This window comes from Nonomuraea sp. NPDC051941 (genome assembly GCF_044593615.1).
Genome location: NZ_JBIUCF010000008.1, coordinates 202,540 through 222,625 on the forward strand (window position 1 = coordinate 202,540; position 20,086 = coordinate 222,625).

15 protein-coding genes and 2 pseudogenes are annotated in these 20,086 nt (G+C 67.0%); 8 read left to right on the top strand and 9 right to left on the bottom strand.

Going from position 1 to position 20,086, the window contains the following annotated elements:
- Positions 1-812: 812 nt before the first annotated feature.
- The 3 genes from ACIHFD_RS16760 to ACIHFD_RS16770 all read left to right on the top strand — a co-directional run bounded on the left by ACIHFD_RS16760 (position 813) and on the right by ACIHFD_RS16770 (position 4,584).
- Entirely contained in the window at positions 813-1,256 is a 444-nt protein-coding gene (locus ACIHFD_RS16760) for a GNAT family N-acetyltransferase (RefSeq protein WP_397367625.1), read from the top strand.
- Positions 1,257-1,926: 670 nt separating this feature from the next.
- A complete protein-coding gene (gene dapA / locus ACIHFD_RS16765) occupies positions 1,927-2,844 on the top strand; it encodes a 4-hydroxy-tetrahydrodipicolinate synthase (RefSeq protein ID WP_397367626.1) in 918 nt (305 codons plus the stop codon).
- Positions 2,845-2,898: 54 nt separating this feature from the next.
- On the top strand, positions 2,899-4,584 hold the full coding sequence (locus ACIHFD_RS16770; RefSeq protein ID WP_397367627.1) for a ribonuclease J: 1,686 nt from the start codon (positions 2,899-2,901) through the stop codon (positions 4,582-4,584).
- A 1,117-nt stretch (positions 4,585-5,701) separates the two neighbouring features.
- Here ACIHFD_RS16770 and ACIHFD_RS16775 read toward each other — a convergent pair.
- The 3 genes and pseudogenes from ACIHFD_RS16775 to ACIHFD_RS16785 all read right to left on the bottom strand — a co-directional run.
- A complete protein-coding gene (locus tag ACIHFD_RS16775) occupies positions 5,702-6,478 on the bottom strand; it encodes an ABC transporter permease subunit (RefSeq protein WP_397367628.1) in 777 nt (258 codons plus the stop codon).
- A gap of 758 nt (positions 6,479-7,236) precedes the next feature.
- Complete coding sequence (locus ACIHFD_RS16780) at positions 7,237-8,001, bottom strand: ABC transporter permease subunit (RefSeq protein WP_397367629.1); 765 nt, start codon at positions 7,999-8,001, stop codon at positions 7,237-7,239.
- Positions 8,002-8,063: 62 nt separating this feature from the next.
- A pseudogene (locus tag ACIHFD_RS16785) lies at positions 8,064-8,717 on the bottom strand (ABC transporter ATP-binding protein); the annotation flags it as partial.
- 113 nt (positions 8,718-8,830) lie between these two features.
- Here ACIHFD_RS16785 and ACIHFD_RS16790 point away from each other — a divergent pair.
- On the top strand, positions 8,831-10,027 hold the full coding sequence (locus ACIHFD_RS16790) for a sensor histidine kinase (RefSeq protein ID WP_397367630.1): 1,197 nt from the start codon (positions 8,831-8,833) through the stop codon (positions 10,025-10,027).
- Positions 10,024-10,665 (top strand): response regulator, encoded by a 642-nt coding sequence (locus ACIHFD_RS16795; protein WP_397367631.1) that lies wholly within the window; start codon positions 10,024-10,026, stop codon positions 10,663-10,665. The genes ACIHFD_RS16790 and ACIHFD_RS16795 overlap by 4 nt, the downstream gene beginning before the upstream one ends.
- Before the next feature lie 609 nt (positions 10,666-11,274).
- On the opposite strand, the gene ACIHFD_RS16800 is transcribed toward ACIHFD_RS16795, so the two are convergent.
- Positions 11,275-12,012 carry a phosphotransferase gene (locus ACIHFD_RS16800; protein ID WP_397367632.1) on the bottom strand — a complete coding sequence of 246 codons (738 nt, stop codon included), beginning with the start codon at positions 12,010-12,012 and terminating at the stop codon, positions 11,275-11,277.
- Between the two features lie 266 nt (positions 12,013-12,278).
- Between ACIHFD_RS16800 and ACIHFD_RS16805 the strand changes: the two are divergent.
- Positions 12,279-12,451, top strand: a pseudogene (locus tag ACIHFD_RS16805) (IS5/IS1182 family transposase); the annotation flags it as partial.
- A 243-nt stretch (positions 12,452-12,694) separates the two neighbouring features.
- Here the strand turns inward: ACIHFD_RS16805 and ACIHFD_RS16810 are convergent.
- The 3 genes from ACIHFD_RS16810 to ACIHFD_RS16820 all read right to left on the bottom strand — a co-directional run bounded on the left by ACIHFD_RS16810 (position 12,695) and on the right by ACIHFD_RS16820 (position 15,954).
- Positions 12,695-13,174 carry a DUF402 domain-containing protein gene (locus ACIHFD_RS16810; RefSeq protein ID WP_350724708.1) on the bottom strand — a complete coding sequence of 160 codons (480 nt, stop codon included), beginning with the start codon at positions 13,172-13,174 and terminating at the stop codon, positions 12,695-12,697.
- Between the two features lie 129 nt (positions 13,175-13,303).
- Entirely contained in the window at positions 13,304-14,701 is a 1,398-nt protein-coding gene (locus ACIHFD_RS16815; protein ID WP_397367633.1) for a hypothetical protein, read from the bottom strand.
- Entirely contained in the window at positions 14,698-15,954 is a 1,257-nt protein-coding gene (locus ACIHFD_RS16820) for a glucarate dehydratase family protein (protein ID WP_397367634.1), read from the bottom strand. Before ACIHFD_RS16820 ends, ACIHFD_RS16815 begins: the two co-directional genes overlap by 4 nt.
- A gap of 104 nt (positions 15,955-16,058) precedes the next feature.
- On the opposite strand from ACIHFD_RS16820, the gene ACIHFD_RS16825 reads away from it, so the two are divergent.
- Positions 16,059-17,528 carry an aldehyde dehydrogenase (NADP(+)) gene (locus tag ACIHFD_RS16825; RefSeq protein WP_397367635.1) on the top strand — a complete coding sequence of 490 codons (1,470 nt, stop codon included), beginning with the start codon at positions 16,059-16,061 and terminating at the stop codon, positions 17,526-17,528.
- Positions 17,529-17,860: 332 nt separating this feature from the next.
- Positions 17,861-18,379, top strand: a complete 519-nt coding sequence (locus ACIHFD_RS16830) for a DUF402 domain-containing protein (protein ID WP_397367636.1) — start codon at positions 17,861-17,863, stop codon at positions 18,377-18,379.
- A 22-nt stretch (positions 18,380-18,401) separates the two neighbouring features.
- On the opposite strand, the gene ACIHFD_RS16835 is transcribed toward ACIHFD_RS16830, so the two are convergent.
- Both ACIHFD_RS16835 and ACIHFD_RS16840 read right to left on the bottom strand, forming a co-directional pair.
- Positions 18,402-19,307, bottom strand: coding sequence for a 5-dehydro-4-deoxyglucarate dehydratase (locus ACIHFD_RS16835; protein WP_397367637.1), 906 nt, complete (start codon positions 19,305-19,307; stop codon positions 18,402-18,404).
- Positions 19,308-19,319: 12 nt separating this feature from the next.
- The gene (locus tag ACIHFD_RS16840) at positions 19,320-20,081 is read right to left on the bottom strand and encodes an IclR family transcriptional regulator (RefSeq protein WP_350724718.1); all 762 of its coding nucleotides are present in this window, start codon (positions 20,079-20,081) and stop codon (positions 19,320-19,322) included.
- Positions 20,082-20,086 lie beyond the last annotated feature (5 nt).

Consider the following 20,086-nt stretch of genomic DNA (forward strand, 5'->3'; position numbering starts at 1 on the left):
CTGGTCGCACGTTACCTCGTGAGGCCCGCGATGGGCGCGGGATTTCGAAACGAGCGGCGCCTGCACTGTCGCTCGGGTACGCAGTCGTTTGAGTCCAGTGGTGGATGCGGCCCTGGAGCTGCGGTGGCTGCGTTGCGTGCGTGAAACGGCCTGGCTGGTCGGCGGCTGAGTCCGCTGGAAGGCTCTCTTGTGGGGCATGCGATGGGCGGGCTGTCGAGGTCCATGGTGGCCGCGATGTCTCTCAAGGCAGCCTTGCTAGTGAGGTGGAGGCTGGTCGCTGCCGTGCGAGGCTTGCGGTCAACGTGAGCTTTGGAGGCGGGATGGCCGCGTTGCCTGGTTGAGGCGGCCTGGCCGGCCGCGATGCTTTAAGGGGCCTGATAGCGGCGTGGTCGTTGAGAGCGGGCGGATACGTCGCCGTTCGGGACGTGCACTGACCCTTCACCTTGCAGGCGTGCAACAGGCGCCTTGCCGTTCGAGCCGTGCAGTGGACTGCAGTTTTTCGACCGGCCGCGTGCGATGGGTGCGCTGCCATTCGAGGCGCGCGACGGATGCACTGCTGTTCGCTGCGGCGCGATGGGGCGCACTGTTGTACCGCGCATTGCCATCCACGTCAGTGCGCGTGGCGACCAACCATCAGGCGCAAGTGGTCTTCTGATATCACCGCCGAGTGGCCGTACCTCACTGGGCCACTTTTCCCTAAGTTGGTGGCACCGACTCCGACATCAATCACTCTCCAGGACATATCCCGCACTGCCCCACCAAGTCACAGCAGGCCTGTGCTCCTCGGAGATGTCCAAGCATGAGGAAGCTTCATGATCGACATAGGCAAGCTCCTTCCATCCGACCGGGATGTCTGGGAGGACTTGTTCCGCGCGTACATCGACTTCTACCAGCGTGTCGAACCGGACAAGATGTACGACCGCGCATGGCAGGAGTTCCAGGCGGACACCCGTCTGCACGCCTTCGGCGCGAGGCTGGACGGCAGGCTCGTCGGCATCACGCACTTCTTCACCCACGCGAACACCTCGGCGCCTGACACCGACGTCTGCTACCTGCAGGACCTGTTCACCGCTCCAGAAGCGCGAGGCAGAGGCGTGGCTCGCGCGCTGATCGAGGCTGTGACCGCTTGGGCCCGGGAGCGCGGCTGCTCCCGCGTGTACTGGAACACGCATGAGTCCAACGCGACAGCACGCCGCTTGTACGACAAGGTGGCTGAGAATCGAGGTTTCATCAGATACCAGATCGAACTGTCCTAGTAGAAGCCTTGCAACATGACCGGGGCAACCGAGCGCAGCCGGGCTCACCTTTGGAAGCTGGGCGAGCGTAACGGCCGCCGCACTCCTCTGGGGTGGCCGCCAGGGCAGGAAAGTCGCTCGCAACGTCCACCTGCGGCTTCCCTCCGGCCGAGGGTCGTGGGCGGACGGGGGATACGCGTCGGGATCACCGAAGCCGGCGGCCGCTCAGCCAGCCGGGTACTGCGGACCCAACGTTCACATGCCCGCCGCGGCCTGGTGTGGCTTCGGCCGTCGGATGCGGCACGCTATGCGGCCCGACGGGTGTTTCGGCTGCAGTGGCCGTACTGATTTCGGCGGCGACGGTCAGACGTAGCGCTCTTCGCGGCCTGACGGGTGCTTTGGATACTGCGGCCAGGTCCGGCGCTCCGCCTGGCCGCCAGACGGGCGTGCTGGCCAGGCATGGTGCCCCGCCTGGCGGGCGTGGTGGGCAGGTGTGGTGCGGAGCGTGGCCTGCGGGGGTGCGTCGCTGTGACTTGACGATCAGTGGACGGGTTCCGATGTCAGGTGAGATGGTTGTCGTCGTCAGGGAAGCCTCTGAGATGCCCGCGAAAGGGGGCAAAAAGCGGCTCCAGGCAGGCAAAGCGGGGTGGCGGCGTCCAATGGATTTCTGAATCCAGGTAGCGTTCGCACTATGGCATCGCCAACTGGAACCACAGACGCGCCCTTCGGCCGCATGCTGACCGCCATGGTCACGCCGTTCACTCCTGACGGCGAGGTCGATTATGTGGCTGTGCGACGTCTTGCCACCTATCTGGTGGACGAGCAGCGCAACGACGGCTTGATCGTCAACGGGACGACCGGTGAGTCGCCCACCACGTCGGACGAGGAGAAGCAGCGCATCGTCAGCGCCGTCCTCGAGGCGGTCGGCGATCGCGCGACTGTGGTCGCAGGGGCGGGCACCAACGACACCCGCCACAGTGTCGAGCTCGCGAAGCAGGCGGCACGTGCGGGCGCGCACGGTCTGCTGGTGGTGACGCCTTACTACAACAAGCCCCCTCAAGAGGGGCTGTACCAGCACTTCACCGCCGTCGCCGACGCGACCGACCTTCCGGTGATGTTGTACGACATTCCGGGGCGCAGTGGCGTGCCGATCAAGACCGAAACTCTGCTGAGGCTGGCGCAGCACGAACGCATCGTGGCCGTCAAGGACGCCAAGGGTGATCTGTTCGCCGCCAGCCAGGTGATGAGCGCGACCGAGCTGGCCTTCTACTCCGGCGACGACCTGCTCAACCTGGCCTGGCTCTCCCTGGGGGCGGCCGGGTTCGTCAGCGTCGTCGGGCATGTAGTGGGCGCCGAGCTGGCGCGCATGATCCACCTGCACAAGAACGGTGAGGTCTCCCAGGCCCTGGCCGTACACAGCCAGGTGACCCCCGTGGTAGACGGGATCATGCTGCGCGCCGGTGGCGCGATCATGGCAAAGGCGGCACTGAGCATGGTGGGCGTACCGGTGGGTTCGGTACGACTGCCGCTCGTGGACGCGACAGAGACGCAAATCGCCGAGCTGCGTGCTTGCCTGGTAGCCGGCGGGGTGAAGTTGACAGACGCATAGGAACGGGGAGGAACCGGGAGTTTTGAGAACACGAACTGACCGTGGGGGCCAGGCATGAGCCATCCGCATCCTGAGCTTGGTCCCCCGCCGGTGCTGCCTGACGGCGGCTTGCGCATCGTCGCGCTCGGCGGGTTGGGGGAGATCGGCCGGAACATGGCCGTCTTCGAATATGACGGCCGTCTGCTGATCGTCGACTGCGGGGTGCTTTTCCCCGAGCCCGATCAGCCGGGTGTCGACCTCATCCTGCCCGACTTCGAATACATCAGAGACCGGCTCGACGACGTCGAAGCCGTGGTGCTCACGCACGCTCACGAAGACCACATCGGGGCGGTGCCATACCTGCTGCGCGAGCGGCGCGATATCCCGCTCATCGGATCGAGGCTCACGCTTGCCCTGATCGAGGCCAAGCTCACCGAGCACAGGATCCAACCGACCAAGCTCGAGGTCGTCGAGGGCGAACGGCACATTTTCGGGCCGTTCGACTGCGAGTTCCTCGCGGTCAACCACTCGATCCCCGACGCACTGGCCGTCGCCATCAGGACGCCTGCGGGCATAGTCCTGCACACCGGCGACTTCCGTATGGACCAGTTGCCGAGCGACGGACGCCTCACCGACCTCGGCGGTTTCGCCAGGCTCGGCACCGAGGGCGTCGACCTGCTGATGTCCGACTCCACCAACGCCGAAGTGCCAGGGTTCGTCACCAGCGAGCGCGAGATCGGGCCGGTCATCGACGAGGTGATCCGCACCTCCGAACAGCGGGTCATCGTGGCCAGCTTCGCCTCGCACGTGCACCGCATTCAGCAGGTGATGGACGCCGCCGCCAAGCACCGCCGCAAGGTGGCCCTGGTCGGACGTTCGATGGTGCGCAACATGGGCGTGGCCCGGGACCTGGGATATCTCAAGGTGCCGCCGGAGCTGATCGTCGACTCGCGCGACATCGAGGAGTGGCCGCCGCAGGACGTGGTGCTCATCTGCACCGGCTCTCAAGGCGAGCCCATGGCCGCGCTGTCCAGGATGGCCAACCGCGATCATCCGATCCGCATCGCCGAGGGTGACACCGTACTCCTGGCCTCGTCGCTGGTTCCGGGGAACGAGACTGCGGTCAACAAGGTCATCAACGGACTGACCAGGTGGGGCGCCCGCGTCGTGCACAAGGGCAACGCCAAGGTGCACGTCTCCGGCCACGCGGCCGCCGGCGAGCTCCTGTACGTGCTCAACCTGACCCGCCCGTCGAACTTCATGCCCGTTCACGGTGAGTGGCGTCATTTGCGTGCGCACGCCAAGCTGGCCGCTCTCACGGGCGTGCCCGAGGACCACATCGTGATCGCCGAGGACGGCGTCGTGGTGGACCTGGTCGACGGCCGAGCGAAGATCGTCGGTGCGGTTCACGCCGGGTACGTCTACGTCGACGGCTCGTCGGTGGGCGAGATCACCGACACCTCGCTGAAGGACCGCAGGATTCTCGGCGACGAGGGGTTCATCTCGGTGGTCGTCGTGGTCGACTCCAACACGGGTAAGCTCACCGCCGGCCCCGAGATCCACGCGCGTGGTTCCGGCATCGACCCTGCCCAGTTCGAGGAGTTCATCCCGCAGATCGAGCGAGCCCTCGCGGAGAAGGCCGCAGACGGGGTGGTCGACATGCAGGAGATCCGACGGGTGGTCCGTCGTACGGTGGGACGCTGGGTAAGCGACACCTACCGCCGCCGCCCCATGATCATCCCTGTGATCCTCGAGGTCTGAGCTTTCCCACGGTACGGCAGACGCGTTCGTCTGCCGTACCCCCGAGGGAGCAGGCGTGGGACGGGCATCCGACCACATCGCCTGCTCCTTCGGGAGGCCGACCGAAGGCCAGGCGATTCGCTGCCTTCGCCCCTCCGGGCTAGCGGCACTACCGGCCCGGACGATGCGGTGCTGCTGCCTCTTCGGGGCACTGGCGGTCTGCGGGTTCCAGCGCCCTTTCCCTTCGACGTGGGTGCTGGTTGTTACGGGTGTTTGGTGGTCTCGTCCTTCGAGGTGGGTGCTGGTCGTTACCGGTGTTTGGTGGTCTTGTCCTGCGGGGCGGGGCCCTGTCATCACTGGTGCTTGGTGCTCTCGCCCTTCAGGGTGGATGCCAGGCATCTGAGGTGCTTGGTCGTCTCGCCTTCCGGAACGGCCTCTAGCGATTTGGGGGACTTGGCGCCGCTGGCCCTTTGGGCGGCCGCAGTCGGTGTTGATGGTTCGATGCCATCGCCGGTCCAGATGGCCGCTGAGGGCTGAGGGGTTTGTTGTCCTCGCTGTCCATTGAGTGGGCGCAGGTGCTTTGGATGGTGCGGCGTCGTTCGCCGCTCTGGGTGGCTGCTGAGGGCTGAGGCATTCGCTGTCCCTGCTGTCCCTGTAGCACCTACTGTTCCCAGCTGTCCCTGCTGTTCCGGCCGACCTTGCCACTCGTGAGTGGGACTGGTGGCCTTGGTGCTGGTGGGTGCCCCAAGGAGCGCCAGGGACCTTGGCTGCGAAGGGTCGGCGGTGTTGTGAGCGACCCGATTCGTTGGGCGTTGCTGGCTGTCGGAGACGGTTGAGCTCTTCTGGCGCTTTCGTGCGCGGCAGACCGACGGCGTGCTGGTCGGATCGGATGTTGCGGACGACTGGTCTTTCTCGCCTTGCCAGGAAACGGGGAGCCCATGGATCCTGCCGGAGCCTCCGCGCCTGGTGAACGGGCACGTTTGCTTGTCCTGCGGGTCTCGCTGCGATGGTGTTGCGGCGTGTCCTTGGGAGACCGATGATGCGGCGGGCGAGTTGCCAGGCGCGTCTGAGGCGAGAAGTGGCGCTCGGCCTGACGTGGTGATGGAGTGGTCGCGTCAAAGGCCCCAGAGTGGACATCTCAGGCGTCCCTCCGGCCTACCAGCCACATGGCCACTGTCAACGGGAACGCTGCGTACGCGACCAGCACTGCGGCGGCCGCTACGGGAGACAGGAGGGAGCCGTATACCGATGTGCTGATCAGCTCGCCCGTGATTTCGCGGGGAAGTGCGCCGATCATCACAGAGCCGAGGCGTTCACTCCATGGCTCCGGGATGTTGCCGATGATTATGGGGATCACGTAGACGAGGCCGGCCAAGGTGGCGATTGAGGCGGCGGTCGAACGGAAGAGCGCGCCCAAGCCCAAGCCGAGCAACGCGAACGTAGGCACTGTGAGGCTGATGGCAGTGAGGAGTGGCAGTCGGTCCATGAAGGCGTCGGTGTATGCGCCGGAGAAGCGGTCGCCTATCACCCATCGGGTGACGAAGTAAGTGCTGAAGACCGTCACCAAGCCGATGATCAGGCCCAGCGTGCCGACGATGGCGGATTTGGCGACGAGGACGGGCCAACGACGCGGGACGATGGTCAAGCTCGTTCTGATCAAGCCGGTCACGTATTCGGAAGTGATGACAAGCGTGCCCAGGATGCCCATGCACAGTTGGGGCACGATCACGATCACCTCCTCCAGATCCGCGATCCGAGCGCCGGGTCGCCGGGCGGCGGGGGCGGTGTCGTACATGTTGGCGGCCATCATGGCGAGTGCGAACCCCAAGACAACCGTGCCTAGGCTGAGGCCGAGAATCAGGTGCGTGGAGCGGAGGGAACGTACCTTCAGCCATTCCGAGGTAAGAACGCTCATGCTTCCGTCCGCTCCGAGCTGAGGATGCCGATGCGGGTACCCATTCTTCGGATGAGTGCGGTCATGCGGGGTTGGTCCGTTCGTGAGGGAAATGCTCCGTTATGCCTGTTCCTGGGGCGGGAGCGTTCGTATGGCCTTGCGTTCCCAGAGCCATTGCTGTGGTGTGGGAACGTTCGGTCAGGTGATGGTGAGGAAGCTCGTGCAGCCGTCGTTATAGCGCTTACTGAAGACGCTTGAGCGAGAGCGTGCCGACACTCCGCCGGGAAACGCTTACGCAAATGGCTCTTCCTCCTGCTGGAGATGCTCATACAAGCGTCCCTTCGTAGGGCGAAAGCGTGCTCGTTCGCGTTGTTGCCGCGGTTGGGGCGTTCATGGTCGTTGGTTCTTGGTACGGGGATGCTCGAACGCTCGTGCGTCCTTCAGTCGAGAGCGTTCGTTTCACTGGCTGCTCATTTGGCGAGAGCGGGCTTTGGTGTCCTTGCTCCAGTGCTTAGCGTGGGCTTTGCCGTTCGCGCGCCAGCGGTGAGGGCGGCTTCGCGGCCCGCGCTTCCGTGGTGAGAGTGCGTCTGCGGTTGCTCGATCGTGGCGTAGGGGATGCTCGTGTCACTTCTGACGCCGGATGCTCCTACGGGTATTTCGGTTCGCGTGGGAGCGCGCCTGCATGGGCGCTCGTTTCGGGGCTGATGGTGCTCTGTCGGGGCTTGTCTCGTTTGTGTGGTGGCGTCTGTGGTGTTCGTCCTGGAAAGGGAAGCGAGGACTCAGACGTCTCTGCGGTTGAGTTGGTAGTAGCCAATGGCGAGGGCGACGAGGGGATAGGCGAGGAGGGCGGCAAGTGCGACCCAGGGAGGCAGAAGACCGTCGCCCAAGCGCGAGGAGAGGCGCTGGTCGGCTATTTGGGGGACGAGGTTCGGTAGGAGGAGCGTGGCCACGCGGGTGTTCCAGGGTGGGGGCAAGTAGTTGACGACACCTGGAAGCACGAACAGCAATGCCACGATCGAGACGATTGCTCCCGCTGTTGAGCGGATCGCGGTGCCGAGGCCGAGGCCTACCAGTGCCAGGGCGGTCACCGACAGGCCGGAAGCGAGCAGCATGGGCAGGTCGTCGGTGATCGAGGTGTTGTTGAAGCCCAGCTCGTGACCGCTCGCTATCAAGCGGCTCGCCGAATAGGTGACCAGGAGGACCGCGTTCGCGGTTGCCAACGTGGCCAGGCCGACGATGCCGGCCTTGGCCAGAAGTAATGTGCCGCGTTTCGGGACGGCGATCAGACTGGTGCTGATTGTCCCCGTGGCGTACTCGGAAGTGATCGCGAGCACGCCCAGCACCGCCAGACTGATCTGGACGAGCGGAAGGAAGCCCTGCTCTGGGGCCGCTGCCCGCAGCTCGCCTCGCTCGTCGGCCAGGCCGCTCACATAGAAGGTCCAGGCCACGCCCAGGAGCACTGTGAGGGCCGCCGTACCCAGGGTCTGGTAGGTGGAGGTCACTGAGCGCAGCTTCAGCCATTCGGCGGAGAGGACCGCTTTCATCGGGACGCTCCGTACTGCACGCTTCCGGCGGTCAGGGCCATGTAGGCGTCTTCTAGCGAGGGGTAGCGCGCTGTCAGCTCCGCGACGGTGGCCTCGGCGATCAGCCTGCCGCGGCCCACGATGATGATGCGCTCGGCGGTGAGGGCCATCTCGCTCATCAGATGGCTGGAGAGCAGGATCGTGCGACCTTCGGCGGCCAGAGAACGCATGAGGTCGCGGATCCAGCGCACACCATCTGGATCCAGGCCGTTCACTGGCTCGTCGAACATCAACACGGCCGGATCGCCGAGCAGCGCCGACGCTATGCCGAGCCGCTGTTTCATGCCGAGTGAGAACCCGCCCACCCGCTTTCGGGCCACGCCTGCCAGGCCGACCTGGTCGAGCACCTCGGCCACTCGCGTAGGGCCGATGTCATTGGTGCGGGCCAGGGACAGCAGGTGGTTGTAGGCGCTGCGACCGCCGTGGACGGCACTGGCATCGAGGAGGGCGCCCACCTCGTGCATCGGCTTGGCGATCGACGTGTATCGGCGCCCGTTGACCAGTGCTTGGCCGGAGGTCGGGGCGTCGAGGCCGAGGATCAGGCGCATCGTGGTGGACTTGCCCGCGCCGTTGGGGCCGAGGAAGCCGGTTACGTGACCCGGCTCGACCCTGAACGACAGGTCGTCCACGGCGAGGGTGCCGCCGTAGCGTTTCGTGAGGTGCTGGAGTTCGATCACGCGGTAAAGGATGCGGGACGGCGGGCCGCCCGCGCGTCGGACCACGGTTCGAATCTCAAGGTCAGACCCTGGGTTGACGTGAGGAGACCGCCGCAGCGGCTACCGTTCAACGCGTGGACGACACCCATCCCTTCTTCGCCAGGCGATTGAGCCGTGGCCAGCTGATCATGCTCGATGTGGCGGCGGGGATGTGCTTTGCCTTTGTCTCTTTCACGGTGGCGGTGAACGCCACCGCGCTGCCGCCCTGGATGAGGATCGCCATCCCCTGCTGGCTGGGGCTGCCGCTGGGGTTGCGAAGGCTGTGGCCCCTGCCCGTCTTCTGCTTCACGCTTGTGATCGCCGTCTTCGCCGCGCTGGTCGACGCCGTGGGGTTCGCCTACCTCGCGCCTGCGTACGCGCTTTATATAGTCGCCCTCTCCGACAGGTTCGGGGCCGTGGTCCCGACATCGGCCATCGGCGGGTTGAGCCTGGTCACAGTCCTTGGCCTGGCTCTAGCGGGTGCGCCGCGTGACACCGCTCCGGGATGGCTGTTGCATCTCGACCAGCCACTCATGGGGATCGCAGCGCTGGGCGGCGCTTGGACGGTCGGCCGGGCCGTGCAGGAGCGCAGGCTCTACGCGGCCCGCGACGCTGAGCGGTTGGCGGCGCAGGCGGTGACGGAAGAGCGTTTACGGATCGCTCGCGAGCTGCACGATGTGGTCACACACAGCGTGGGATTGATCGCCGTCAAGGCCGGCGTGGCCAATCACGTGATGGCGACCAAGCCGGACGAGGCGCATGACGCGCTGCGTGTGATCGAGACGGCCAGTCGGAGCGCGCTGGTTGAGATGCGCTATTTGCTCGGTGTGCTTCGCTCTTCCTCCAAGCCTGACCTTGTCCCCGCGCCTGGTCTGGCGGGGATCGAAGGGCTGGTGGCGCAGGCTCGGCTGGCCGGGGTCGAGGTCAGGGTCGAGGTACGGATCGGGAATGGCGATGGACGCGGAGAAGGGGAGCCCGGCAGGCGAGGGCGGATGCCTGAGGGCGTGGGGCTGTCGGTTTATCGCATCGTGCAGGAAGCGCTGACGAATGTCATCAAGTATGCCGCGCGCGCTCGCTGCCGGGTTTCCGTGGTCGCCGATGGCAAGAAAGTACGGATCGAGGTGGTGGATGACGGGACTGGCAGTCGTATGTCGCCTGCTGCCGGCACCGGGCATGGTCTGATCGGGATGCGGGAGCGGGTCATGATGTACGGCGGGACGTTTGAAGCCGGGCGCCTTTCTGGCCAAGGGTTTCGTGTTTTCGCCGAACTGCCTTATGAGGAGGTCTTGTGATCCGAGTCGTTATCGCCGACGACCAGGCGTTGCTCAGGGGAAGTTTTCGCGTGCTTGTGGACTCCGAGCCGGATCTGGCTGTTGTCGGTGAGGCGGCCACTGGGGTGGAGGCTGTTACTGTCGCTTTGGAACAGCGGCCGGATGTCGTGCTTATGGATGTTCGAATGCCCGAAATGGATGGGATCGAGGCCGCTCGGTGCCTCCGCGATGTTTCCCGAGTGCTTGTCGTGACGATGTTCGACCTCGATTCTTATGTCTATGATGCACTGAGGGCTGGGGCTAGCGGATTCCTGCTAAAGGACACGCCGCCGGCGGATCTGCTCGCCGCTATTCGCGTGGTCGCGAGTGGGGAAGCTTTGTTGGCGCCTACGGTTACGCGCAGGCTGATTGAGGAATTCACGCGTACACCGGTTCTGCCTCGGGTGAAGGGGTTGGACGGGGTTACGGAGCGGGAGCGCGAGGTTCTGATGTTGATCGCGCGCGGCTTGTCCAATGGGGAGATCGCGGAATATCTTCAGGTGAGCTTGGCTACGGTGAAGACTCATATCACTCGGCTGCTGGCCAAATTGGAGGCTCGGGATCGGGCACAGTTGGTTATCGCGGCATATGAGAGTGGGCTCGTTTCCGCTGCGGGCTAAATTCGCACGCGCCGGCGCCGAGTCACGGAGCTGATGTTGGAGCTGTCGGCGCTTGCTAGAGCGATATTGGTGGCCTTGTTTGAGAAATTGGCCGAGGTCTCGAAGGCCGGGTCTCGGGTGACGTCATAGCGAGATGCGGCGTGGTGGTGAGTTGCCGGGCGGTGGTGAGGTGCGGTGCGGTGGTGGGATGCGGCGTGGTGGTGAGGTGCCGGGCGGTGGTGAGTTGCCGGGCGGTGGTGAGTTGCCGGGCGGTGGTGAGGTGCGGCGCGGTGGTGAGGTGCGGCGCGGTGGTGCGGCGCGGCGCGGTGGTGCGGCGCGGTGATGAGATGCCGGGCAGTGGTGAGGTGCCGGGCGGTGGTGGGATGCGGCGCGGTGGTGAGGTGCCGGGGGGTGGTGAGGCTTTTCATCCTGGGTCTATTTGAGGCAGTTGCTGGTCCTCAGCTGAGGCGCAGCGTCGACTTGAGTCGTGCGTCGGCTGCCGATGTCGCCGACCGGCTGCCGGGGATCTTCGAGGACCGTGACCTCGTTGGTCCGGAAGGCGACGCGCTTCAGGAGATGGCCCGCTTGATGCGGCAGAACGGCACTCGTAGCCGTCGGGCTCGTGGAGCCTTACAGCCGGGATCTCAGCACGTCGACCTCGCAGCCTGGCGAGGACGGGTCGAAGCCGTGCTCGACCAGCCAGCGGATCACCAGCAGGCTTCGCAGCGACCACCACGCGCGGATCACGTCGAGGTCGACGTCGGTGCCGTAGCCGGCGACGACGTCGCCAAGGTGCTCCTCGTGTCCGAGCGTCAAGGTGGCGAGGTCGAACAGGGCATCGCCCCGGCTCGCCTCGGACCAGTCGATCACGCCGGTGATCTCGTCACCGTCGACGAACACGTGGGTGATCTGCAGGTCGCCGTGCGTGAACACCGGTGTCCACGGTCGGAGCGCAGCCTCGGCAACCTGGCGGTTGCGCGTGACCAGGTCGGTGGGAAGGACGCCGTTCGTGACGAGCCACTCGCATTCGTCGTCGAGGTGCGATGCGATCTCGTCGAGGCTCCGACCGGGCCATGGCGGCAGTGGCGCGTCGTGCAGCATCCGTGCGGCGGCACCCGCCGCGGCCCACGCCGCCGGCGACGCGGTCGACGGCTCGCCGAGGCGGCCGAGTGCCGTGCCTGGAAGGGCGGCGAGCGCGAGCACGGGCGGTTTCCGCCACAGGACCTCCGGCGTCGGGATCGGCGCCATAGCCATCGCCTCGACCTCGACGTCGGTGCGCGTCTGATCGGAGTCGATCTTCAGAAACACGTCACCGACGCGCAGGGTCGCGCGCTCGTTATGGGCGACCACGACCTCGACCTCTTCCACGTTGGCGATTATCGCGGGGATGACCATCGACGTCATCGGGTTTATCGCGTGTGACTGCACGGCTGATCCACTCCGGCGTCGGCGGTGTGGGCCTGCCCGGCGGCCTTGCGCACGCCACTGACCGCTGACGGATCGAGCAGGGAGGTATTTCTCATCTGAAGGAGTAGGTCATGACCCGATTGCTGATCACCCGGCTTGATCACAAATAGCGAAGCCCCTGGTAGATGGGTTGTCGACCAAGAGCAACACCATTTCAGGAGCTTCGTGTGCTGTTCTACCGCGCCGCAGTACCGGTGTCACGCCGCTCCCTGGCCACCTCGCCGGCATCATCCGCCGCCGCCACCGCACCGCCGGCGGCTCACGATGGCGCAAGCTCGCCTCTGGCCAGCAGGCATTACTGGTGCTGGCCCACCTGCGCAACGGCGACACTTACGCCCAGGGCGGCTGAGTCGACGCCAAGCTCCGCGGTCTCCACGAGCGCGCGAAAGGCCCAGGTCGTAGAAGCTTTGCTGTAGCCCGTTCAAGGTTGAGCATCTCTGCAAGGTCGTCGCCGGTCTTCACGATCGGCGCGTTGCCCGTGCCGTATAGAGATGAAAAGGGGTTGTTGGTGGATATTTTGGTGTGGTTTTCCGGTGGTTGTAAGGCGTGGCGGTGCGGGTTCTTTTAGTTGGTGGTGAGTTGGTCAGGTGGTTCTGGTGAGCCATTCGAGGTGGGCCCCGCCGAATGGGCCCTTTCTGTGGCCTACTGCGTCGAGTAGCCAGCGGGCAGTGGCTTCTGCCTGGGTGATGAGCTCGGGGGGATAGCCCAGGAGGACCTGATGTTCGGCGAACTCGTCTTCGTCGTCGAGGATGAGGCGGCCGTCTCGCATCCTGATCACGTCGAGGTCGAGGTCGAGCATCGTCACCTCGCCGTCTCTCCACTCGGGAACGGTCGTGACGTCGACGTAGATCTCGCTTCGGTGGGGTGGTGCGTTGAAGGACGCAGTCCACCAGGCGTTTCGAGGGAACAGCATGATCGCAGTGGTCTCCCACGTGACCGGTGGGCCCTCGCCCTTGCGGGCGACCGTTCCGCCGGGGACTTCGGCCCAGACTCCGTGTTCGTCCTCGCCCAGCAGTTGGCCGGGGTGGTTCCAGTGCAGCGCTCCGCCGTACTTTCGGTACACAATTCGCACATTGGTCACGTATGGCAACTTATCTGCGGTGCGAGGGCTTCAGCGTTCAGGGCCCCACGTATTGCGCAGGACCCTGGAGTTCGGTTCTCGGCGGGAGTTCGGGTGGCTGGGGTTGTCGCGTTAGGCGTGCTGCCGTAGGGCCTCTGTGATGGCGGCCAGGCGCTGTGGGGAGGCCAGGCCGGCGTGGTACAGGTGAAACTCGGTCGCGCCTGCCTTGGCGTACGTACGGAGTTGGTCGGCCAGGGCCGCGGCGTCGGCCGGACGAGGGGGCAGGGCCAGGACGTAGGCGCCGATTCGCTGGCCAGGGGTGGACAGGTCCTTGAGCTGGGCGAGGCGGGTGGCGTCCGTGGCGGGGTCGCCCCAGCAGTTGGCCACCAGCACGTCCGCTCCCGGTTCGCCTGACGGCAGTGGTGCGAAGGCGCCTGCTGCCCAGGGGTTCGGGTTGGCGTGCAGGGTGATGGGGGTGTTGGGGGCCGTGCTACGGGCGACGGCGATCAGGCGGTGGCGGAGAGCGTCGGACAGGTCTACGCGGATGGCGCGGACCTCGTCGGTCAGCTCGCCGAGAGCCTGTTCGATCGTGAGTGGGTGAGTGCTGGGAGTCGTGGTGCCGGCCGTGGTGGTGGTGCTGGCCGTTGTGGCGCCGGTCGTGGTGGTGTCGGCCGTGGTGGTGGTGCTGGCCGTTGTGGCGCCGGTCGTGGTGGTGTCGGCCGTGGTGCTAGTGCTGGCCGTTGTGGCGCTGGCCAGGGTGTTGCCCGCCGTGGTGATGCCGATCGTGGTGCTGGTGCTGGTGCTGGTGCTGGTGCTGGTGCTGGTGCTGGTGGCGGCGGCGGTGGTGCCGAGCGTGGGGGCTGGGGTGGGTTGCGCGGGGTGGGTGCGGTCGATGGCGGCGCGGACTCTGTCTCGGGTGTCTGCGGGGTAGCGGTCGGCGCAGGCAGCGCAGAAGCACAGGGAGAGGAGGTCCGAGTCGGCGGGTGTCCAGTCCGCGCCGGAGGTCTTCTCGTGGACGCTCTGGTGGCCGAAGCCCATGGGGCCGCAGGCCTCCAGGATGAGGCCGTCCGGCTCGCCTACCGTGAGGATCTCCTTGACCAGGAGCTCGCAGTACTCCAGGACGTCCTCGTGGGCAGGGCAGAGCGCGTACGGGTACGGGTCGCCGAAGGCGTTGCGTACGACCAGGTCGGGATTCGCGGTGCCCAGGTGGGAGTTGTGCGTCAGGACGGTCCAGGCGTGCACCTGGAGGCCGACCGCCTTCAGAGCGTCTCGGGCCTGGAGGTACGCGTCCTCCGGGGTCCAGGTGGGGGCCGCGGGGACCAGGCGGGACCAGGACGCCGGGCGGATCGGCAGGTAGAAGGCCGGATAGGGAACGTCGAGCACGCGATGGGACGGGTGGTAAGGCGTGGCCGCTCTCGTCGAGTGGTAGCTCGCTGCCAGAGCTACCGCCTCCACCCCGAGGCCGGCCAGGCGGTCGGGGGCGGAGGGGTCGCCGACGATGTCCCAGGGGTAGACGTAGGCCACGTTCACCAGCGCGGTCTCCTTGCGGAAAAGGTGGGCTCGAAGCGTTGCATGTAACTCGTGTCGTCGCGGGCGGAGATCCCGCACTTCTCGTACTGCTCGTTCATGACGGCCAGCGCGTCGCGGTCGAGCTCGACGCCGAGGCCGGGGCCGGTGGGCGCGGGGACGGCGCCGTTCACGAAGCGCAGGACGCCGGGCGCCACCACGTCCTGGCCGTCCTGCCAGGGGGTGTGCGTGTCGCACGCGAACGTGAGGTTCGGTGTGGCGGCGGCCAAATGGGTCATGGCGGCCAGGCTGATCCCGAGATGGGAATTGGAGTGCATGGACAGCGCCAGGCCGAAGGTGTCGCACAAGGTGGCGACGTGCGCGGAACGTACGAGACCGCCCCAGTAGTGGTGGTCCAGGAGAAGTACGCCGATCGCGCGGGATGCGATGGAGGGAGGGAGGTGTTCATGGGTGACCACGCACATGTTCGTGGCGAGCGGCATGGGGACGGCGGCGGCCACTTCCGCCATGCCGGAAATGCCGGGAGTGGGGTCCTCCAGGTATTGGAGGGTGCCTTCCAGTTCCTGGCCCACGCGGATCGAGGTCTCGACCGTCCAGGCGGCGTTCGGGTCCAGGCGGAGGGGAACCCCAGGGAATGCCTCGTGAAGCGCGCGGGTTGCGGCTATTTCCTGGTCGGGAGGGAAAACACCGCCTTTGAGCTTGATGGACTCGAAGCCGTATTCCTTGATGAGGAGGGACGCTTCTTCTACGAGACCCGATTCGTCCAAGGCTGCGCCGAACCGGTCGGGGTCCTGGCCGGGGTGGCCCGCCCACTTGTAGAAGAGGTACGCGCTGTACGGCACCGCATCCCGGACACGGCCGCCCAACAGGTCGCTCACCGGGACACCGGCCGCCTTGCCCCGGATGTCGAGGCAGGCCACCTCGAAGGGGGAGAAGACCCGGTCGATGCTCTTCTCCTTGGTGGCGGCACCGGTCAGTCCGTGCAGGTCGGTCACCGTGTGGCCGACGATCGCGCTGATCCGGGCGTACATCGTGTTCGTGGCGTGCACGTCGAGGCCGATCAGGGCCTGCGCGCACTCGCGTACCTTGCCCAGGTGCCCGAGGTCCCCATAGGTCTCCCCCAACCCGGTCAGGCCCTCATCGGTGACGACCTCGACAATGGTACGGAGGGCCCACGGCTCGTGGACTCCGGCGGCGTTCAGAAGCGGCGGATCCCGGAAGGCGACAGGGGTGACGTGGATCTGTCTGATGATCATTTAGACCGCCGTCCAGATATGTGAACAATAGCCAGATTTGTGGACAAGTTGCCGCAACTGTAAGAATCAAGCTGAAGAAGTGTCAAGCTCGGAAGGGCCTTTCGATGATCTACGGACACGACCCCAGGACCGGCGGGACCGTTGGCGCCGCACTGCCGGAGACCGACAGTGCCGGGGTCGACTTGATCGTTTCCGCCGCGGCAGCCGCCGGCGCTGCCTGGCGGGCGACTCCGGCGGCTGAGCGGGCGCTCGCGCTCGAGGCCGTCGCCGACGCGCTCACCGCGCACGTGGACGAGCTGTGGCAGCTCGCCGACCAGGAGACCGCGCTCGGCGAGGTGCGGCTGCGCGGCGAGGTCGCGCGTACGGCGGGACAGTTCCGGCTCTTCGCCCAGGTCCTCAGGGACGGCGGTTACGTCGAGGCCATCATCGATCATGCGGATGCCTCGCTCGCGCCGCCGCGGCCCGATGTGCGGCGGATGAAGCACGCACTGCCGGGTGTCGTCGCCGTGTTCGCGGCCAGCAACTTCCCGTTCGCGTTCTCGGTGGCCGGTGGTGACACGGCGTCCGCGCTGGCAGCGGGATGCCCGGTGGTCGTCAAGGCGCACCCCGGGCACCCGAACACCTCCGAGCGGGTGGCGAAGATCGTTCGTGACGCGCTCCCGTACCCCGACCTGCTGGGTCTGGTGCAGGGCATGCAGGCGGGGATCGATCTGGTGCAGCACCCCGGAGTGGTCGCGGCCGGGTTCACCGGGTCCGTGGCCGGGGGTAAGGCGATCCAGCGCCTGATCGACGAGCGGGAGGTGCCGATCCCGTTCTACGGCGAGTTGGGCAGCGTCAACCCCGTCGTCGTGCTGCCCTCCGCGCCGGCCAAGGACGTGGCCACGGGGTTCGCCGGGTCGCTGACGCTGGGGGTCGGGCAGTTCTGCACGAACCCCGGACTCATGTTCGTGCCCGAGGGTGACGAGCTGCGCAAGGCCCTGGCCGAGGCGGTCGAGGGGACCAGCGGTGGCCCCATGCTGGCCGAGCGGATCAGGGACGGGTACGTCGGCGGTGTCGAGCGGCTGGGCGAGCTGCAGCTGCTGGCCGAGGGCAAGCCTGGGGAGGGGAGCTGGGCGGTCACGCCCAAGGTGTTCACCGCCGATCTCGACACGTTCGAGGAGAAGCTGCCGCGGATCGCCGAGGAGTGCTTCGGGCCGGCGTCGATCGTGGTGACGTATCGGGAAATTTCCGATTTGCGGCCCGTGCTTGAGCGGCTGGAAGGGTCGCTGACCGCGACCGTCCACGGCGCCGATCCTGAGGAGGCCGGCGAGGTCGTCGAGGTGCTCGGGAGGAAGGCCGGCCGGCTCATCTGGAACGGGTGGCCGACCGGGGTGGCCGTGTGCTGGGCGATGCAGCACGGCGGTCCTTGGCCTGCCGCGACCACGACGTCCACCTCTGTCGGGGCGACGGCGATCGATCGGTGGCTGGCGCCCACGGCGTACCAGGATTGGCCGGAGGCGCTGCTGCCGGACGAGCTCAAGGACGACAACCCGCTGTCCGTTCCGCGGAGGGTTGACGGTCGTCTGGAGGTGTGAGCGGGTCACTCCCGAAGCGGGGGCTGACAGCGCTCGTGGCGATGGTTTCGTGCGGCTGACTGGCCGGCTGTGAGGCTGGCTGGTCGGTCGTGGGCCGAGGGGGCGGCCATGGGCGACGGCGCGGCAATGGCGCTGGCGTGGCAATGGGGCTGGGCTCGGTTGCCTGGGGTGGGGGTCGGGTGTCGGCCCGGGTGCCAGGTGTCGGCTTCGGGGTGAGGTGGGGGTGGGCGTTGGGCGCCGGCCCTGGGCGGGGTTGAGCGTCGGTGCTGGAGTGAAGGTCAGGCGTTGGCATGGGGCGGGCGCTGCGTCCCGACGCGGTCATACTGCGATTCGTGACCCTTGAAGAGGTACGTGTCCACCACCGCACTGGGCAATGGTGCTCCGGTGTCCGAACAGGCGACAACATCGTGGCCTACGACGTCGAGATCCTTCCCCCGTGGCGGGTTCCCGGCCGCCCCACGACCGATCGCTGCTTCGTCATCGCCGACGAAGGGATACAGCTCCGAAGGCCGGTCACCTTCGTCGACGCACTCGAAGGCGGTTGGTACGTCGACCTGGTCGAACTGGAGGAGGCGGCCCCGAAGCGGCTGGTGGCCCACGACCTCTACGTGGACATCGTCGTACCCCCGCTCAGCCGGCGCTACGAAGTCCTGGACCTCGACGAGCTCGCTGACGCGCTGCAGGACGGGGCCATCGACGCCGCCACCGCGGTCAGGGTTCTGCGCAATGCCCAGCGCTTCATCGACAAGCACCTGCGCAACCTGAACCAGGACCCGCCGAGCTCATGGCCGGACTTCCCGCCGGCAGCCATTCTGAACCTGGCTGAGCTGCCGCCCTTCGACGTCGGCTGAGGCTGGATCAAGGGCTGGTGGGTCAGGCACCGGCTATGGCCAGGCCGGTGGTGATGATGCGCTCCAGGGAGGCCGTGTGCTCGGGGGTCGGGTCCAGCAGGGGAGGGCGTACGCCTCCGACCTCCGCCCCCCGCAACCGCGCCCCCGCCTTCACCAGCGAGACCGCGTAGCCGGGCACGAGATCGCGGAGCTCCACCAGCGGGAGGTAGAAATCGGTCAGCAGCCGCTGCGTCAGCACCTCGTCCCCACCCGTCACCGCCTTGTAGAAGGCCAGGGAGATCTCGGGCGCGAAGGCGAACACCGCGCTCGAGTACAGGTTGACGCCGAGGCCGCGGTAGGCGGGGACGGTCAGTTCGGCGGTGGGGAGGCCGTTGAAGAAGGTGAAGTCCTGGCCGGTGGACCGGCGGACGGTGAGGATGATCCGTTGCAGCAGGTCGAAGTCCCCCAGGCCGTCCTTGAAGCCGACGATGTTGGGCAGCTCGGCGAGTTCGGCGACGGCTGAGGGGGTGAAGCGGGCGGTGCCGCGCTGGTAGATGATGATCGGCAGGTCGACGGTCGCGGCCACCTCGCGTACGTACCGCACCAGGCCCGCGGGCGGGCCGCTGACCAGGTACGGAGGCATGAGCAGCAGCCCGTCGGCGCCCTGGGCGGCGGCCGCGCGGGCGATGGCCCTGGCGGCGGGCAGCGGGCCGCCGGCGCCGGCGAAGACGGGGACGCGGCCCGCGGTGGAGGCGACGGAGACGCCCACCACCCGGGTGTACTCGTCGAGGTCGAGGGCGTTGAACTCACCGGTGCCGCACGCGGCGAACACTCCTCCCGCTCCCGCCGCGACTCCGTCGGCGACGTGCCGGGCCAGCGCGGGTTCGGCGAGGTCGCCATCGGATCCGAAGGGGGTCACCGGGAAGAAGAGAACACCATCCAGCCGCATCGACGGTCCTTTCTAGCGGATGCCCTCCCTGCGCAGGGTGGCAGCCAACTTGCGGGTGTGTTTGATCGCCGCCTCGGTGATCCGCTCGACCTCGGCGGGCGCCAGCCTCGCGGGCATCGAGCAGCTGATCGCGTCCGTGGCCGGGATGCGGTAATCGACCGCCACGGCCACGCAGGCCAGGCCGGGGGTGCCCTGCTCGCGTTCGTACGCCCAGCCGCGGGTGCGGACCTGGTCGAGCTCGCCGGTCAGTTTGTTCAGGTCGGTGATGGTGCGGTCGGTGAGCGAGGACAGCGGGTCGGGCAGGATGGCCATGACCTCGTCGTCGGTGAGCTGGGCGAGCAGCACCTGGCCGAGCGCCGTGACGTGGGCGGGCAGGCGCCGCCCCACCCTGGGGATCACGTGGTCGGCCTCGCGTGACTCGCGGGTGGCCAGGTAGAGCACATGCGCGCCGTCCCGGCGGGCGAAATGGGCGGTCTGGCCGATCTCTGCCCGCAGGTCCTCCAAGGTCTCCTGCGCGAACGGCAGCGCGGGATCCTTGTCGAGGTACGCGGTGCCGGTGAGCAGCGCGTGCGGCCCGATCCCGAACGCGGACCTGGCCGAGTCGGTCTCGACCCAGTTGAGCTCGACCAGCGTCCGCATGAGGGCATGGAGGCTGCTGCGCGGGAACCCGGTGCGCTGCTGGAGCTCCGACAGCGTCAGGCTGTCGTGCGAATCGGCCAGGGCCTCCAGGATGCGCACCGTCCGCTCCGCGGACTTGACCAGCTGAGGCTCCATACTCA

Coding starts and splice junctions, on each gene's coding strand:
- ACIHFD_RS16840 (WP_350724718.1), bottom strand. CDS start 20,081: ATGGAGCCTCAGCTGGTCAAGTCCGCGGAGCGGACGGTGCGCATCCTG.
- ACIHFD_RS16760 (WP_397367625.1), top strand. CDS start 813: ATGATCGACATAGGCAAGCTCCTTCCATCCGACCGGGATGTCTGGGAG.
- ACIHFD_RS16820 (WP_397367634.1), bottom strand. CDS start 15,954: ATGATCATCAGACAGATCCACGTCACCCCTGTCGCCTTCCGGGATCCG.
- ACIHFD_RS16775 (WP_397367628.1), bottom strand. CDS start 6,478: ATGAGCGTTCTTACCTCGGAATGGCTGAAGGTACGTTCCCTCCGCTCC.
- ACIHFD_RS16780 (WP_397367629.1), bottom strand. CDS start 8,001: ATGAAAGCGGTCCTCTCCGCCGAATGGCTGAAGCTGCGCTCAGTGACC.
- ACIHFD_RS16825 (WP_397367635.1), top strand. CDS start 16,059: ATGATCTACGGACACGACCCCAGGACCGGCGGGACCGTTGGCGCCGCA.
- dapA (WP_397367626.1), top strand. CDS start 1,927: ATGGCATCGCCAACTGGAACCACAGACGCGCCCTTCGGCCGCATGCTG.
- ACIHFD_RS16770 (WP_397367627.1), top strand. CDS start 2,899: ATGAGCCATCCGCATCCTGAGCTTGGTCCCCCGCCGGTGCTGCCTGAC.
- ACIHFD_RS16835 (WP_397367637.1), bottom strand. CDS start 19,307: ATGCGGCTGGATGGTGTTCTCTTCTTCCCGGTGACCCCCTTCGGATCC.